This window comes from Streptomyces sp. NPDC090045 (genome assembly GCF_044747975.1).
Taxonomy (GTDB): domain Bacteria; phylum Actinomycetota; class Actinomycetes; order Streptomycetales; family Streptomycetaceae; genus Streptomyces.
Window position 1 is genome coordinate 122,737 of record NZ_JBIVFA010000013.1, and the last position, 16,359, is coordinate 139,095.

The following is a 16,359-nucleotide window of genomic DNA, read 5'->3' on the forward strand; positions in this document are numbered from 1 at the left end:
GAACGCGAGGAGCGTCAGCCTCGGGCGGGCTTGATGGACATGGAGTGGCGGAAGAAGTCGGACGGGTCGTACCGCCTCTTCACCTGCTGCAGACGCGGGTAGTTGTCCTTGTAGTAGAGCGTCTGCCACGGCACGCCGGACCGGTTGCGGCGCGGATCGGTCACGTCGCGGTCGGGGTAGTTGATGTAGCAGCCGTCGGTGCTGTCGTCGATCAGTGGCACGCCTCCGGTCGCCGAGAAGAAGTCCTCGTACAGGCCGCGCAGCCAGCCCAGGTAGAACTCGTCCTCGCTCTCCTCCTGCCAGAAGGTCTGGAAGCACATCTTGAAGATGGACGACCGCTGCGCGTTGGCCGTGGCGTCGGGCGCCGCGGCATTGACCTGGCCGCCGAAGGAGAACAGGACCAGCATGGTGTCCGGATTCTTGAAGTCCGGCCGGCTCATGTACCGGTAGAGCTGCGTGATCTGATGGTCCGTGAAGTTCTTGCGCATGTACGCGGACTTGTGCGCGCCGCGTGAGGTGGGATTGGTGATGGTCGGGTTGTTGGTGCCGACCAGTCGGGTCGCCTGGAGCCAGGGCAGGGTTCTGGGCTCCGCGAACTGCGGCATGGCGGGCAGTTCGCCGGTGGCCCGGGTGAGTGCCTTCGGGGTGACCCCGGTGCCGGCCGTGATCGCCGCCAGGTAGTCGTCGAGCAGCTTTCTCGCGTGCGGCACCGTCGCGTCGACCTGGGTGAACATGCCCACGCTGCCGTGCGCCTTGGAGCTGACGTTGAACAGGCTGGACAGGTGCCGGTACGGGGAATCGGGGGCGCTGTTCGCGGCGTGCCAGGCGCCGAAGTTCTTGAGCAGCCGGGTGAACTTCGCCTCCGTCAGCTGCTCCCAGGGGAAGTCGACGGCGCTCACCAGGACCGTCGACGGCGGGGAGATGAGCTGTTCGGAGGGTTCGGATCCCTTGGCGCCCGGGGAGCGGAACCAGTAGCGGGTCACGAGGCCGAAGTTGCCGCCGCCCCCGCCGGTGTGCGCCCACCACAGCTCGCGGTGCGGATCGTTCTTCTCCCGGGTCGCCACGACCGTGCGGACGCCGCCCTTCCCGTCCGTCACCACGACCTCGACGGCGTAGAGGTGGTCGACGACCAGGCCGTGGGCCCGCGAGAGCAGTCCGTAGCCCCCGCCCGCTATGTGGCCGCCGGCTCCGACGCTGTAGCAGATGCCGCCGGGGATGGTGACACCCCAGCCCTTGTAGAGGGCCTCGTACACGTTGATCAGACGGGCGCCGGCCTCGACGACGAACGCCCGGAACTTCGGGTCGTACCCGACGTGCGTCATCTCCGAGAAGTCGATGATGACCTCGGTGTCGGGGTGCGCGGCGAAGTCGGCGAAGCAGTGGCCGCCGCTGCGCACCGAGACCCGCTTGCCCGCGCGGGCGGCGTCTCTCAGCGCCCGTTCGGCGTCCGCGGTGGAGCGGACCATCTTGATGTAGTCCGGGCGGGCCACGAAGCGCTGGTTGTTGCCGGTGGTCAGCATCTCGTAGCGGGGGTCGCCCGGCCGTACGACGGATCCGGCTCCGGCGGCCACGCCGGGAACTCCGGAGCGGGCGGGGGCCGTGGCGGCGGCAGCGGGGCCGGCCAGCGCGCCGGCCACCGCCGCGCCTCCGACGACGGCGGCGCTGCGGGTGAGCATGGTCCGGCGATCGACACCGTTCATGTGCGTCTACCTCGACTTCTCTTCGACGATGGAGTGGGTGCCGTACCCGGCACCGGCGGAGGGGTGCTGTGCGGAGGGGTGCTGAGCGGAGTGCGGTGCGGCGGGGAGCTCTGCCGACGGCAGCGGGCGCGGCCCGTGGCCCCTGCGGTCGAGCCGGCCGGAGAGCGCCGCGGTGCCCAGGCCGGCGGCGGCGAGACCGGCGCCGATCCAGGTCGGCGCGGTCCATCCGAGGCCGTGGGCGACGGCGAGACCGCCGAGCCAGGCCCCGAGGGCGTTGCCGAGGTTGAAGGCCGCGATGTTCGCCGCGGAGGCGAGGGCCGGGGCCCCGGCGGCCTGCTGCATCACGCGGGCCTGCAGCGGGGGCACCGTCGCGAAGCCGATCGCCCCGAAGGCGGCCAGGGTGATCGCGGCGGGCAGTGCGGCCTGCGAGGTGAAGGTGAAGACCACCAGCACCAGGGAGAGGCCGCCCAGGATGAGGTACAGGCTGGGCATCAGCGCCCGGTCGGCGGCCCGGCCGCCGAGCACGTTGCCCACGCACAGTCCGACGCCGAAGAGGACGAGGAGCCAGGCGACCGCGCCGTCGGAGAAGCCGGCCAGTTCCGTCATCATCGGCGCGAGGTAGGTGAAAGAGGCGAAGACGCCGCCGAAGCCGAGCACGGTCGTCGTCAGCGCCAGCCACACCTGGGGTTTGCGGAAGACGGCGAGTTCGCCGCGCAGCGCCCCGCGCTCCGGCGCCGGCTGCGCCGGCACCAGGGTGACGAGGCCCAGCAGGCCGACGATGCCGATGCCGGTGACCGCCCAGAAGGTGGAGCGCCAGCCGAACTCCTGGCCCAGGAAGGTGCCCAGCGGTACGCCGAGTACGTTGGCCAGGGTGAGGCCGGTGAACATCAGGGCGATGGCGCTGGCCCGCCGGTCCGGTGCCACCAGGTCGGCGGCGACGACGGACCCGATCCCGAAGAAGGCACCGTGCGTGAGGGCGGCGATCAGCCGTCCGCCCATGAGAGCGGTGTAGTCGCCTGCGAGGGCGCAGAGCAGGTTGCCGGCGATGAAGATGGCCATGAGCACGACGAGCATGGTCTTGCGCGGCAGGCGGGCGCCGGCCGCGGTCATCAGCGGTGCGCCGACCACCACGCCGAGGGCGTAGCCGGTGACCAGCATGCCCGCGGAGGGGATGGACACGGACAGGTCGTCGGCGACCTCGGGGAGCAGGCCGACGATGACGAACTCGGTGGTCCCGATGCCGAAGGCACCGATGGCGAGGGCGAGGAGGGAAGCGCGCATCGGCCCGGTCAGATCTGCCGCAGGGCGCCGCCGTCGACGCTCCACTCGGCGCCGGTGACCTGGGTGGCGAGGGGCGACAGCAGGTACCCGACGACGCCCGCGACATCGTCGGGCGTGCCGATGCGGCCGCTCGGCAGCGCGCGCACCACGCGGATGAAGTGCTCGACGGCCTCGTCGGGCGGGAGGCCGAACCGCTCCCCGAGCTGCTCGGCGAAGCCGCCGGGCGCGTCGAAGAGCGCCGTCCGGGTGGGCCCCGGCGAGACCACGTTGGAACGCACCCCGCGTACGCCGAACTCCGCGGCGAGGGACTTGGAGAGGGACAGCAGCGCCGTCTTGGAGGCGGCGTAGTCGACGATGCCCGGGTCGGGGAAACGGGCGGCCTCGCTGGCGATGTGCACGAGGGAGCCCGCTCCCGTCTCCAGGAGCGCGGGCAGGGCCGCTCGGGTCATGCGGACCGCGGAGTGGAAGTTGACCTCGAAGGTGCTCCTCCACTGTTCGTCGGTCACGTCGAGGAAGCCGGTACGGGATTCCAGCGCGCCCGCGTTGTTGACGAGGCCGTCGAGCCGGCCGTGGCGCTCGAGCACGGTGTCGGCCACGTACCGGGCCGCGGTGGGGTCGGTGAGGTCGGCGGCGACGGTACTGACCCGGTCACCGAGGGCTTCGGTGTTCCACGGCTTGCGGGCGACGCCGACGACGGTGGCGCCTTCGGCGGCCAGCAGCCGGACGGTGGCCGCGCCGATGCCGGACGACGCGCCGGTGACGAGGTACACGCGGTCTGCGATACGGAGGTCCATCACGTTCCTTGGGAAGAGGAGACCTTGGGGAGAAAGGGGAGGCGGCCCCGGCACGGCGGGGGTGGAGTGCCGGGGCCGCCTCCTGGGGGATCCTGAGCCGCGGGGGCTCAGGCGGAAGTGAGGTCCTTCGCCGCCTTGTTGCGGAGGAAGAGGGCGGTGGTGAGGGTCCCGAGGACCACGATCGCGGTGTTCACGATCACCGCGGTGGTGATGCCCGCGTGAATGTCCGTGTTCGCCGCCGCGATCGCCGACATGATCGGCGTACCCATCGTGATACCGATCTGCTGCGTCATCGTCGCCAGACCCGTCGCCATACCCTGCTCGTGATCCGGCAGCCCTGTGGTGGCAGTCACCATGAACCCGACGATCACCAGCATGTTGCCGACACCACCGGCGAACGTCGCGATCAGCAACAGCCACATCGACGAAGAGGTCTCACCCAGCGCGATCAGACTCAACGTCGCGACCGCCTGCAGCACACCACCGGCGATCAGCGTGGTGCGGGTACTCGTCGCACCGATCACCCGCGGAGCAATCGAACCACCGATCACCGTGCCGATACCCAGCACACCGAACGACAGCCCCGCCGTCAGCGGCGAAAAGTCCAGCACTTCCTGCAGATACAGCGTCATCAGGAAGACCAGGCTGGTCTCCGTCAGGAACGCGATCAGACCCGCAATGTTGCCCCACGCGACCGTCTTCTTCTTCAGCACCGACACCGGCACGAGAGGAGCCGCGCTCTTCGACTCGATCGCATAGAACACGACCAGCAACACCACACCCGCCGCCAGCCAACCCAGCGCCGAACCCGAACCCCAACCGTGCTCACCCGCCTGCGTCAACCCGTAGATGAGCGCGAGCAGACCCAGCGTCACCGCGGTGGCGCCCGGCAGATCCAGCTTCGGACGCACCGACGGACGAGACTCCTTGATCACCGCCGGAGCAATGAACAACACCGCAAGCGCCACCGGCACATTGATGAAGAACGCCCACCGCCACGACAGCAGATCAGTGAGCACACCACCCAGGATCGCGCCCGTCGTGAAACCGGCCGACATCAACGCACCATTCAGACCCAGCGCCTTCTGCCGCAACGGCCCCTCAGGGAACGACGTGGTGAGGAGCGACAGGCCGGCCGGCGTCACCGCGGCCGTCGCCAGACCCTGGAAGACGCGGGCGATCAGCAGCATCTCGGGACTGTTCGCCAGACCACCGGCCAGCGAGGACAGACCCAGCACCGCCAGACCCACCAGGAACAGCCGGCGCCGACCGAACAGGTCCGCCACCCGCCCGAACAGCAGGGTGAACCCCGCAGCACACAGGGCGAACGACGTCGCGATCCACTGCAGATTCGACAACGAGAAACCGAGCCCGTCACCGATCACCGGCAGAGCCACATTCAGAATCGAGAAATCAACCGCCAGCATGAACTGCGCCACCAGCAGCACCACCAACACCAACTTCAGGCGCCCGTCCAACCGGGCCGGACCCTCAGCACCACCCCCCGCGCCCGCTTCCACACGCGCACCCTCGACAACCGACATCGCCATACATCCTTTCCATCACAACGGAGGCCCTCGGCTCGGAGGGCCGGTACTGGCCGGGAAGCCGGCTCAGGCAGGGGTCTGCGCCGAGGCCCGGCGCCGTAGTTCTTCGGACAGCTCCTGCCAGCCGCGTGCGCACTGGGCGGCCGCGGCGGCGGCGGTCTCGGCGCGGTACGGGGGTACCGCGGCGACGATCCGCTCCCACTGGCGCAACCCGCTCACCTGGAGATCGAGCATGCGCAGCAGGAGCCTCCCCGCCTCGCTCAACCTGAGCAGCGGGTCCTTGCAGAGGCCGGTGACCAGCGAGGGCAGCGGCTGCCCCCCGCCCCGGTCCGGCGGCCGGGGCGGGCCCGGGCTGCTGCCCGAGCGCCGTTGGACGGCCGGCACGGGATCCGCTCCCTCGCCGATCCGGCGGCGTACGTCCCGTACGGTCGAGGGCGCGATGCCCGCCTCCCGTGCGATCTGCCGCAGGGAAGCCGTGGGACGGCCGGCGAGCAGCCGGGCCGCGACCTCGCGGCCGCGGACCGGATCGGCCGGCCGTACGCGGCCGTCCTGGCCGATGCGGCCGGGCGGCGCGGGCCCCGGCCCTTCGCGGCGGCGCAGCGCCCCGATGGTCTTGGCAGCCAGCCCGGTCCGCTGCGCGATGCCGCGGTCGGACCAGTCCGGGTGGGACCGCAGGATCCGTAACGCCGCGGCGGTCCGCTCCGCGTGGGTCAGCGGGAGCCCGTGACTGATGTTGGCCTCGACCGAGAGCACGAACGCGTCCTCGGCGCTGCCGTCGAAGTACGTCACTCCCACCGTGCGCTGCCCGCGGAGCACGGCGGCCCGCAACCGGTGCGTCCCGTCGATGATCCGCATGGTCGGGCGGTGCACGAGCAGCGGCGGCAGCGCCCGGCCGGAGTGTGCGAGGTCCTGTGCGTGGCTCTCGTTCACGTGGACCGTGCGGGGGGAGTCCGCCGCGAGCAGCGCGCCGACCGGCACTTCGAACGCGGCGCCGGGGGTGTTCGCCACGTTCGCCTCGTTCCTCGTGTTCGGCTTGCCCATGAAGTTCACCTCCTTTCGTGCACTCGATGCTTCGGGCGCCGCGCCGTTCGTCGGCCCCGGGAAGAAATTACGTAACTACCGTTCGGTAACCAATCTCGTAGCCGAACCCCGTTGAGATTTCGGCAAGTTGGGAAGACGGCGGTCCGGCGGGGTGGGCGACCGCGGAAGATCCCCGGTCGCCCACCGGGGGCCGCTCACACCCCCGCGAGCTGCTCGGACCGTACGAACTCCTTGAGCCAGGACAGGAATTCGGGACCCAGATCCTCGCGCTCGCAGGCGAGCCGGACCGTCGCCCGCAGGTACTCGGCGCGGTCCCCGGTGTCGTAGCGCCGGCCGGAAAAGACGACCCCGTGCACGGGGCGCCCCGCGTGGACCAGCGTGCGCAGGGCGTCCGTCAGCTGGATCTCGCCGCCGCGACCGGGGGTCGTACCCCGCAGGACCTCGAAGATCTCGGGGTCGAGGAGGTAGCGGCCGATGATCGCGAGGTTGCTGGGGGCGGTTCCCGGCTCCGGCTTCTCCACCAGCTCGGTGATGCGTACGCCGCCACCGCCCGCCGACTGCTCCACCGCGGCGCATCCGTACTGGTGGATCGCGTCCGGATCCACCTCCATGAGGGCCACGACGCTGCCGCCCAGCCGGGCGCGCACCTCGGCCATTCGGGCCAGCAGCGGGTCGCGCGGGTCGATCAGGTCGTCGGCCAGGAGCACTGCGAACGGCTCCTGACCGACGTGCGGGGCGGCGCACAGTACGGCGTGTCCGAGCCCCTTGGGGTCGCGCTGGCGGACGTAGTGGATGTCGGCGAGCTCGGTGGAGGCGCAGACGCTGTTGAGTTTGTCCTGATCACCCCGGCGCTGGAGGGCCTCCTCCAGCTCGTAGTTGCGGTCGAAGTGGTCCTCGAGCGGTCGCTTGTTGCGTCCGGTGACCATCAGGATGTCGGACATCCCCGCCGCGACCGCCTCTTCCACCACATACTGGATGGCCGGCTTGTCGACCACCGGAAGCATTTCCTTCGGGGTGGCTTTGGTCAGCGGCAGGAATCGCGTACCGAGTCCTGCGGCGGGGATCACTGCCTTGGTTATGCGAGAGGGTGTGGAATTCATGACGCTGACGCTAGACCGCAGCGCGCCGCAGCGGCCTGAATTCCCTGGAGTTTATGCCTACTTGGGCATTTCCGTTTCGGCCGGCCGCTCCGGCTGCCCCGGCGCCGGCCTCTCCTCCGGAGTCGCCGCGATGCTCCGCCGGACGAGCCACCACAGCTCTCCGAGCTCGCCGGTGCCCTCGCCCGGGCGCCCGCCCCGGCCACGGCGCGCCCGCGCGACGACGCCCCCCACCAGATGCGCCGTCAGCACGGCCACCGGGCGGGGGTCGACCTCGGGATCCAGCTGCCCTTGGGCAGCGGCCCGCTCCAGCAGATCCCTGACCTCGGGAAGCCAGCAGCAGCACCACTCGGGTCCGGCGCCGGCGCGCTCCTGGGTCAGCCGGGCGGCGGCGCGGACGGCCACGTCCGTCTCGACGAGGCGCCCCAGGGCGAGGACGAGCGCCGAGAGGGTGTCCAGCGCCGGGCCGCCGCGGGCCGTCACGCCCTCGACCACTCTGCGGGTGGCGCTCCGGCCGGCGTTCTCGACGGCCGACGCCAGTTCTCCCTTCGCCGAGAAATGAAAGGTGACGGCTCCGATCGAGATGTCGGCGGAGCGGCTCAGCCGGGAAAGCGACGTCCCGTCATATCCATTGCGGTCGAATTCAGCGGCGGCCACTGAGATCAGATGATTACGGGTGCGCACGGCGCGCTCTTGCTTTACCACTGCACTATCACTGCCATCCAGGTCGTTCCTGACTCGCCGACGCCTCCTCCGCGGAGACGGGCGACCTCCAGCGTCACCCCGGTACCGACCCGGCACAACGGCGACTTGACGAAGAAGCACCCCTGTCCCGCCGCTCCGGGACCGCGCCGCGGCAGGCGTCGCCGGACCCGTTCACCAACCTGCCGAAGTCGCACCGCGGGCGCCATGCGTTCGCTAGAAAAAAAACGAACGTTCTGTATTCTTAACTCATCGACGACGCACGCCGGCGTCCGCAGTGAAGGGGGAGACAGATGACGGCACAGACGAGGACCCGAGCCCTGGTTGCCGGTGACACGGACCTCGACGAGTTCACGGAACGCCTCTTCGGCCACTTACCGCGCACCGACCAGCGCCGTTGGGCCCGGGTCTACCTGCAGGGACTGCTCACGACCCCGGGCAAGAAGTCCGTACGCAGGCTCGCGGCGTCCGTCACCGCGTCGCCCACCGCCTCCCAGTCACTGCAGCAGTTCATCAACGCGAGCCCCTGGGACTGGGAGCCGGCCCGCGCCGAACTGCTGCGCTGGGCGGAGGAACGGCACACGGTGCGCGCCTGGACGATCGGGCAGGTGTGCTTCCCCAAACGCGGTGAGCACTCGGTCGGCGTGCACCGCCGCTTCGATCCGGCCGCCGGACGCATGGTCAACTGCCAGTTCGGCTTCGGCCTGTTCCTGTCCCTGGACGGCGTCAGCGTGCCGGTCGACTGGCGTCTGGTCCTTCCCGAGACGTGGACGGCGGATCCCGTCCTGCGCCGCCGGGCGCGCATCTCCCCCGAGGCCGTGCACCAGAGCCCCGAGTCCCTCGTGGTGGAGCTCGCCGACGGGGTCGCCGCCCGCACCTCCGCGGCGCGCGTGCCCGTGGTCGCCGACATCAGCCGCCTCGGCAGTGCCGCCGCGGTGATCGGCATGCTCGGCCGCCGGGGCCACGACTTCCTCGTTTCCGTCCCGCCGACCCTCGTCGTCCGCGCCGCCGGTACGGTCCACGGCGGCGACGCGTCCCGGACGCCCGGGCTCGCGTGCACCGCGGGCGACCTGGCCCGCCTGGGGAACACCAGCCACCCGTACACCGCGCTGCTCACCAGACCCGACGCGGGCCCGCAGCGGCTGCGCATCCACTCGGCGCTGGTCCGCGTACCGGGAGGGGAAACGGGGGCCGCGGGGGCGCCGGGCGCACCGGGGGCGCGCCAGACGTACCGACTGTTCGGCGAGCGGCGACCGGGGCAGCGGGGAGGCGGGCCGGTCTGGCTCACCAACATGAGCCGGCACCGGATGGACGACCTGCTGTACCTGGCCCGGCAGTCGGCGCGGGCCACGGCGACGCTCGGCACGCTGGCGGAGGAGTTCGGCCTGCTCGACTTCGAGGGCCGGTCCTTTCCCGGGTGGCACCACCACATGACCTTGATGTCGGCCGCGTATGCGTACAAGAGGCGGCGGGAGTTTGCGCGGCTCGCGTGAGCCGGGCCTTGCCGTTGGCTCCCGCCGTGGGAACCCGGCTCCGCCGGGCACCGGGCTCCGCCCGGACCCTCCCCCAGACTTCGTCCGGGGGGACCCCCACTCAAACGCCGGCGGGGCTGGATTTGCCGGCCACCGCTGAAATGTGACGGTCAAGGGTTGGATGTGCTGGCCACCGCTGAAAGATGCGGCCTGGTCAGGGGCGGGGGATCCGCCCCTGACCGATGAACATCACGCCCGGATGAGGGCCAGGACCTCGTCGCGGACCTTCGACAGAGTGGCCTGGTCGCGGGCCTCCACGTTCAGGCGGAGCAGGGGCTCGGTGTTGGACGCGCGGACGTTGAACCACCAGTCCTCGCCCGTCGCCGTCAGACCGTCCAGCTCGTCCACCGTCACATCGCTGCGGCCGGCGTAAATGGCCTTCACCGCCGCCAGGCGGTCCGCCTGGTCGGCGACCGTCGAGTTGATCTCGCCCGAACCCGCATACCGGTCGTACGAAGCCACCAGGGCCGACAGCGGGCCGTCCTGGCCGCCCAACGCCGCCAGGACGTGGAGCGCGGCCAGCATGCCCGTGTCCGCGTTCCAGAAGTCCTTGAAGTAGTAGTGCGCCGAGTGCTCACCACCGAAGATCGCACCCGTCTTCGCCATCTCCTCCTTGATGAAGGAATGGCCGACGCGGGTACGGACCGGGGTGCCGCCGTTCTCACGCACGACCTCGGGGACGGACCAGGAGGTGATCAGGTTGTGGATCACGGTGCCGGTGCCGCCGTTGCGGGCCAGCTCGCGCGCCGCGACCAGAGCGGTGATCGCGGACGGGGAGACGCCCTCACCGCGCTCGTCCACGATGAAGCAGCGGTCCGCGTCCCCGTCGAACGCGATACCCAGATCCGCACCCTCCGCCAGCACACGCGCCTGCAGATCCACGATGTTCTTCGGATCCAGCGGATTCGCCTCGTGATTGGGGAACGTACCGTCCAACTCGAAGTACATCGGGATGACGTCGAGCGGCAGGCCCTCGAACACCGTCGGGACGGTGTGACCGCCCATCCCGTTGCCCGCGTCCACGACCACCTTCAGCGGACGGATCGACGCCAGGTCCACCAGCCCCCGCAGGTGGGCGGAGTAGCCGGGAAGGCTGTCCTGCTCCGTCACCGTGCCCGCAACCGTGCCGGCGGCCACCGCCGGAGCGCCCGACTCCGACCACTTCTCCACCAGTTCACGGATCTGCGAGAGCCCCGTGTCCTGACCCACCGGCGCCGCACCCGCCCGGCACAGCTTGATCCCGTTGTACTTCGCCGGATTGTGCGAAGCCGTGAACATCGCACCCGGAAGATTCAGCGAACCGGAGGCGTAGTACAGCTGGTCCGTGGAACACAGACCGATCAGCGTCACATCCACACCCCGCGCGGCCGCACCCCGCGCGAACGCCGCCGACAGACCCGGCGACGACGGCCGCATGTCATGACCGATCACGATCGCCGAAGCCCCCGTCACCTCCACGAACGCGGCACCGAACAGCTCCGCCAACGACTCGTCCCACTCGTCCGGCACGACGCCACGCACGTCATACGCCTTGACGATGTTCGAAAGATCGGGCATGTGCACTCCTTCGGGGGGTGACCGGCTGTGTTCCGGACGCTACCCGCCGCCCTCCCCACCACAGCCCGCCCGCCCCCCAACCCGCCGAGGCTTTGGCAGATCGCCTTCAGCCCGGGGCGGCGGCGCCCCTCTCCCGGTACCACTGCGCCGCCGCGCCGAGCCGGCTCAGCGGGCCGGGTCCCGGCGCGATGCCGGCGAGTCGCCATGCCTCGTCGGCGCGGTACCAGTGGTCCCGGGCCAGCAGCGTGAACTGCCGCTCGCTCACCCATCCCGGGGTCGTGGCCAGCGTGTCCAGACACCTGCGCCACGGCCAGTCGGCGGCGGGTCTCGCCGGGAGCACCCGGTGGTCGGCGAGGGTGTCCATGAGGTCGCGGTTGCGCACCGGCACCGGGTGGTGGGCGTGCAGGACGCCCGCGGCCCCGGCCGCCGCGCCGCCCCCGAGCGCGAACGCCGCGATGAGCCGCGCCAGGTCGTCGACGTCGACGAAGGAGGCCAGCCCCGCGCCCCCGCCCCACGCCGCCGGTACGCGCCGGAAGGCGTCGACGAGGGCCGGTACGACCCACCGGTCGCCCCTGCCCAGCACCAGCCCCGCGCGCAGGACCAGTCCCCCCGCGTCGAGCACCGGCTCCTCCCCCGCCAGCCGGCTGCTGCTGGCCGCCGACACCGGGGCGGTCGTCAGCTCGCCGACGTCCTGCCCCGTGTGCGGTCCCGGCCCGTAGACGGCGCAGGTGGACAGCTGGACGATGCGCCGTACGCCCGCCCGGCGCGCCTCGGCCATCAGGGCGGCGGTTCCCGTGGAGTTGACCGCCGTACAGCGGTCGGCGTCCGGTCCGATGAAGCAGGCGAGCGACAGCAGGACGTCCGCGCCGTCACACACTCCGTGCAGGGATTCCGCGTCCGCCAGATCCGCGCCCACCCAGCGCCCTCCGTATGCGCTGGGGGGACGCGTACGGGACACCGTACGGACCACGGCCTGCGGGTCCTGCGCGGCCAGCCGGCGCAGGACCGCCGACCCCACGAAGCCCGTCGCTCCGGTGACGACGATCCGGCGGGCGCTCAACCCCGCCGCTCCGGCCCGGTCTCCGGCTCCCTCGACGCCGGCTGCCGCGTCGGACGCAGCGTCAGGCGCAGGTTCTCGCGGGTGCCCTCGGTGGCGACCGCGGGAAGCAGGTAGCGCCACAGGGAGGCGATGCGCTGCGGCAGGTCGGCCCGTCCGGTGGACGCCTGGGAGAAGAGCTGCGCGCCGGTGAAGGAGCTGACCAGGACCCACGCCAGCTCGTGGTCGTCGACGTCCGGCTGGAGCTCGCCCTTGGCCCGGGCGAAGCGCAGCTGCTGGCGGAACTCCAGCACCCAGGCCTGGTAGGCGACGTCGTCGCGCAGGCCGAACTCGCCCTGTTCCACGGCCAGTCGGACGCCGGCGCGGAGTACCGGGTTGTGCCGCAGCTCCTCCGCGAGGTAGAGCGTGATGTCCACCAGGTGCTGCAGGCCGTCCTCCCCTTCGGGGAAGACCAGGCCGTCGCCCTGGCCGACCATCACGGCGTAGGCGAGCTCCTCCTTGGAGCTGAAGTGGAAGTACATCCCGCCCTGGGTGACGTCCGCCCGCTTCATGATCTTGCTGATGCTGGCCCCGCTGAAGCCGAACTCGTCGAAGACCTCTGCGGCGGCACGCAGGATGGCTGCTTTGGTCTGAACTGCCCTGAGTTGAGGCGCGCGTTGCTGCTTCCGCTCTGACATGGACACCCAATCTCTCTCGACAAAAAAAACGAACATCCTTTATTTTAGGACCCAGCGCCACACAAGCACCAGCTCATGTCCGATGTCCAGGGGGGCTCAACCATGACTGTGTCAGCTGATCACTCCGTCTCGTCCGTAGCCGCACTCAGCAGCGCCTTACCGCGGGAGTACGTACACAAGAGCGCACACTCCGAAGTCCTGCTCACCGGGTGGCGCACCGTCGCCCCCGACGAGTACGTCGTCACCGCCCAGTGGCCCCGTACCCACAGCTTCTACACGCCGGACGGGGGCCACCACGACCCGCTCCTCCTCGCGGAAACGGTCCGCCAGGCCATCCCGCTCCTGAGCCACGTCGCCTACGACGTCCCGTTCGGCCACCGTCAGATCTGGGACACCTTCAGCTACTCGGCGAACCCGGAGGCCCTCGTCGTCGGCCCGGTACCGGCCGACATCGTGCTCCACATCAGCTGCTCCGGCATCACCCGCCGGGGCCGAAGACTGGCGGGCCTCACCATGCACGTCACCGCCACCCGCGACGGGGAGTTCCTCGGCACCGCCCAGGCCGGCTTCACCAACCAGCCGGAGGCCGTCTACCAGCGTCTTCGCGGTACGAACGCGGACCTCGACCAGGTGGCCGCCCGCATCATCCCGCTGCCGCCGCCGCTGACGCCCCGCCGCGTCGGCCGCGACCGCTTCCACGACGTGGTCCTCTCCCCCACCAGTTCCGCCCTCCGCACCCAGCTCCGGACCGACATCAACCACCCGATCCTCTTCGACCACCCCGTCGACCACGCCCCGGGCATGCTGCTCCTGGAAGCCGTGCGCCAGGCCGCGTACGCATCCGCCTTCCCCCGGCGGGGAGTCCTCACCGACATCGAGATGCGGTTCTTCCGCTACGCGGAGCTGAACTCGCCCTGCTGGATCGAGACGGCCCCGGCCACCGGGGAGACGACCGCGGCGGGCCGCCATCCCGTGCGCGTCCTGGCCCGCCAGAACGGCGAGGACGTCTTCACCGCCACCGCGACGATCACCACCCCGGCGCACGCCCCCCTCCGCGCCTACGCCATTTCCTGACCCCCCGTCCACCCCGGAGCAGCCCGCCGGGACATGCACGAAGGCGCCTGACCGGGTCCCCGCCCGGCAGGCGCCTTTCCCTTCCCCGCGCAGCGCGGGGCGTTGCGGTCAGACCTTCCTGACCACGCTGGACTTGAGCTGCATGGAGCCGAAGCCCTCGATCCTGCAGTCGATGTCGTGGCCGTCCACACCCTCGACGAGACGGATGTTGCGCACCTTGGTGCCGGCCTTGATTCCGGTCGGGCTGCCCTTGACCTTCAAGCCCTTGACGACCGTCACGGTGTCGCCGTCGGCCAGCACGTTGCCGACCGCGTCCTTGATCACCCGCTCTCCGGGGGCCTCACCGGGCTCGGCGGACGCGAGCGGCCACTCGTGCCCGCACTCGGGGCAGACGAGGAGCGCGCCCATCTCGTACGCGAACGTGCCGGCGCACTCGGGGCAGGGGGGCAGGGGGGTCTCAGTCACCCCGTCAGTATATTTCAGGCCATTCTCGCAGGTCGGCACACGCGTCCCTGCTGGGGCGTGTGCGAGAGTCCGGTCGGCGCGGTTCACGAGGGACGCCGGACCGCCGGGCCCCGCTCCCGCCACCCAGTCCAGGAGGTCCATGTGTCTGCCGCATCGAGCTACGCGTCCGGGGTCTGCGAAGTGCCGCTGCTGGGCGACACGATCGGCGAGAACCTGGACCGCACCGCGCGGAGGTTCCCCGGCCGCGACGCCCTCGTCGACGTGGCCGCCGGACGCAGGTGGACGTACGCGGAGCTGGCCGCCGACGTCGACGCCCTCGCGCTCGGACTGCTGGACCTGGGCATCGTCAAGGGCGACCGCGTCGGCATCTGGGCCCCCAACCGGGCGGAGTGGACGCTGGTGCAGTACGCCACCGCCAAGATCGGGGCGGTCCTCGTCACCGTGAACCCCGCGTACCGCTCCCACGAACTGGAGTACGTGCTCCGGCAGTCCGGGATCCGGCTGCTGGCCGCGGCGGACCGGTTCAAGACCTCCGACTACGCGGCCATGATCGAGGAAGTGCGGCCGCGCTGCCCGGCGCTGGAGTTCGTGGCCCTGCTCGGCGGGCCCCTGTGGACCTCCCTGCTGGAGCGGGGCCGGCAGGGCGACCCGGCGCGGCTCGCCCGGGCGCATGCCGCGCTGAGCCCTAACGACGCGGTCAACATCCAGTACACCTCGGGGACCACCGGCTTCCCCAAGGGCGCGACCCTCTCGCACCACAACATCCTCAACAACGGCTTCTTCGTGGGCGAGCTGTGCCACTACACCGAGCAGGACCGGGTCTGCATCCCGGTGCCCTTCTACCACTGCTTCGGCATGGTGATGGGCAACCTCGCGTGCACCAGCCACGGCGCGGCCATGGTGATCCCGGCGCCGTCCTTCGATCCGGCGGCCACCCTCGCCGCGGTGGAGGCGGAGTCGTGCACCTCCCTCTACGGCGTCCCCACCATGTTCATCGCCGAGCTGGCCGATCCCGGATTCGACGCCTACGACCTGTCCAGCCTGCGGACGGGGATCATGGCCGGCTCGCCCTGTCCGGTCGAGGTCATGAAGGAGGTCATCGACCGGATGGGCATGACCGAGGTGTCCATCTGCTACGGGATGACGGAGACCTCGCCCGTCTCCACGCAGACCCGCGCCGACGACTCGGTCGAACGCCGGGTGTCCACCGTCGGCCGCGTCGGGCCCCACCTCGAAGTGAAGGTGGTCGATCCGCACTCCGGCCTGACGGTGCCGCGCGGGGAACCGGGCGAACTGTGCACCCGCGGCTACTCGGTCATGCTCGGCTACTGGGAGGAGCCGGAGCGGACCACCGAGGCCGTCGACGCGGCCCGCTGGATGCACACCGGCGATCTGGCGGTCATGGACGACGACGGCTACGTGAGCATCACCGGCCGGATCAAGGACATGGTGATCCGCGGCGGCGAGAACCTCTACCCGCGCGAGATCGAGGAGTTCCTCCACACCCACCCGGACGTGCTGGACGTCCAGGTCATCGGCGTGCCCGACGTGAAGTACGGGGAGGAGCTGATGGCATGGGTGCGGATGCACGAGGGCGCCGAGCCGCTGACCGCGGCCGCCGTGCGGGCGTACTGCGACGGCAGGCTGGCCCACTTCAAGATCCCGCGCTACGTGCACGTCGTGGAGGAGTTCCCCATGACCGTCACCGGAAAGATCCGCAAGGTGGAGATGCGCGAGGCCGCCGTGCGGCTGCTGGAACTGCCCTCGTAGAACCGCGCGTTGTCATTGGCACCCCTGCCGATCCTGTCAGATGATCTTCTCTGGGCCCGTGGGCC

General features: G+C 70.8%; 14 protein-coding genes. 3 read left to right on the forward strand and 11 right to left on the reverse strand.

Translation table 11 applies throughout. The features are described 5' to 3' along the window. Window positions 1-14: 14 nt before the first annotated feature. The 7 genes from ACIPYQ_RS29705 to ACIPYQ_RS29735 form a co-directional block, all read right to left on the reverse strand. A complete protein-coding gene (locus ACIPYQ_RS29705; protein WP_401256864.1) occupies window positions 15-1,700 on the reverse strand; it encodes an FAD-dependent oxidoreductase in 1,686 nt (561 codons plus the stop codon). Window positions 1,701-1,706: 6 nt separating this feature from the next. After that, window positions 1,707-2,981 (reverse strand): MFS transporter, encoded by a 1,275-nt coding sequence (locus ACIPYQ_RS29710; RefSeq protein WP_401256866.1) that lies wholly within the window; start codon window positions 2,979-2,981, stop codon window positions 1,707-1,709. Window positions 2,982-2,989: 8 nt separating this feature from the next. After that, window positions 2,990-3,775: an SDR family NAD(P)-dependent oxidoreductase gene (locus ACIPYQ_RS29715; RefSeq protein WP_401256868.1), complete on the reverse strand. Its 786-nt coding sequence runs from the start codon at window positions 3,773-3,775 to the stop codon at window positions 2,990-2,992. A 107-nt stretch (window positions 3,776-3,882) separates the two neighbouring features. After that, window positions 3,883-5,319 carry an MFS transporter gene (locus ACIPYQ_RS29720; RefSeq protein ID WP_401256869.1) on the reverse strand — a complete coding sequence of 479 codons (1,437 nt, stop codon included), beginning with the start codon at window positions 5,317-5,319 and terminating at the stop codon, window positions 3,883-3,885. A 69-nt stretch (window positions 5,320-5,388) separates the two neighbouring features. Beyond that, a complete protein-coding gene (locus ACIPYQ_RS29725) occupies window positions 5,389-6,363 on the reverse strand; it encodes a ParB/RepB/Spo0J family partition protein (protein WP_401256871.1) in 975 nt (324 codons plus the stop codon). Between the two features lie 194 nt (window positions 6,364-6,557). After that, the gene (gene galU / locus ACIPYQ_RS29730) at window positions 6,558-7,463 is read right to left on the reverse strand and encodes a UTP--glucose-1-phosphate uridylyltransferase GalU (protein ID WP_401256873.1); all 906 of its coding nucleotides are present in this window, start codon (window positions 7,461-7,463) and stop codon (window positions 6,558-6,560) included. Window positions 7,464-7,520: 57 nt separating this feature from the next. After that, window positions 7,521-8,117 carry a TetR family transcriptional regulator gene (locus tag ACIPYQ_RS29735; RefSeq protein WP_401256875.1) on the reverse strand — a complete coding sequence of 199 codons (597 nt, stop codon included), beginning with the start codon at window positions 8,115-8,117 and terminating at the stop codon, window positions 7,521-7,523. 338 nt (window positions 8,118-8,455) lie between these two features. Here ACIPYQ_RS29735 and ACIPYQ_RS29740 point away from each other — a divergent pair, with 338 nt between their 5' ends. Continuing rightward, window positions 8,456-9,655 carry an IS701 family transposase gene (locus ACIPYQ_RS29740; RefSeq protein WP_401256876.1) on the forward strand — a complete coding sequence of 400 codons (1,200 nt, stop codon included), beginning with the start codon at window positions 8,456-8,458 and terminating at the stop codon, window positions 9,653-9,655. A gap of 228 nt (window positions 9,656-9,883) precedes the next feature. Here the strand turns inward: ACIPYQ_RS29740 and ACIPYQ_RS29745 are convergent, their stop codons facing one another. The 3 genes from ACIPYQ_RS29745 to ACIPYQ_RS29755 all read right to left on the reverse strand — a co-directional run bounded on the left by ACIPYQ_RS29745 (window position 9,884) and on the right by ACIPYQ_RS29755 (window position 12,985). Then, window positions 9,884-11,251, reverse strand: coding sequence for a phosphomannomutase/phosphoglucomutase (locus ACIPYQ_RS29745; protein WP_401256878.1), 1,368 nt, complete (start codon window positions 11,249-11,251; stop codon window positions 9,884-9,886). A gap of 106 nt (window positions 11,252-11,357) precedes the next feature. Then, window positions 11,358-12,311 carry an NAD-dependent epimerase/dehydratase family protein gene (locus tag ACIPYQ_RS29750; protein ID WP_401256880.1) on the reverse strand — a complete coding sequence of 318 codons (954 nt, stop codon included), beginning with the start codon at window positions 12,309-12,311 and terminating at the stop codon, window positions 11,358-11,360. Continuing rightward, window positions 12,308-12,985 carry a ScbR family autoregulator-binding transcription factor gene (locus ACIPYQ_RS29755; protein ID WP_361765646.1) on the reverse strand — a complete coding sequence of 226 codons (678 nt, stop codon included), beginning with the start codon at window positions 12,983-12,985 and terminating at the stop codon, window positions 12,308-12,310. The genes ACIPYQ_RS29750 and ACIPYQ_RS29755 overlap by 4 nt, the downstream gene beginning before the upstream one ends. A gap of 102 nt (window positions 12,986-13,087) precedes the next feature. Between ACIPYQ_RS29755 and ACIPYQ_RS29760 the strand changes: the two genes are divergently transcribed. Continuing rightward, window positions 13,088-14,059, forward strand: coding sequence for a ScbA/BarX family gamma-butyrolactone biosynthesis protein (locus tag ACIPYQ_RS29760; RefSeq protein ID WP_401256882.1), 972 nt, complete (start codon window positions 13,088-13,090; stop codon window positions 14,057-14,059). A 108-nt stretch (window positions 14,060-14,167) separates the two neighbouring features. Here the strand turns inward: ACIPYQ_RS29760 and ACIPYQ_RS29765 are convergent, their stop codons facing one another. Further along, window positions 14,168-14,524 carry a zinc ribbon domain-containing protein YjdM gene (locus ACIPYQ_RS29765; RefSeq protein WP_401256884.1) on the reverse strand — a complete coding sequence of 119 codons (357 nt, stop codon included), beginning with the start codon at window positions 14,522-14,524 and terminating at the stop codon, window positions 14,168-14,170. Between the two features lie 141 nt (window positions 14,525-14,665). Between ACIPYQ_RS29765 and ACIPYQ_RS29770 the strand changes: the two genes are divergently transcribed. Further along, window positions 14,666-16,294, forward strand: a complete 1,629-nt coding sequence (locus tag ACIPYQ_RS29770; RefSeq protein WP_401256886.1) for an AMP-binding protein — start codon at window positions 14,666-14,668, stop codon at window positions 16,292-16,294. The last annotated feature ends 65 nt before the right edge of the window (window positions 16,295-16,359 follow it).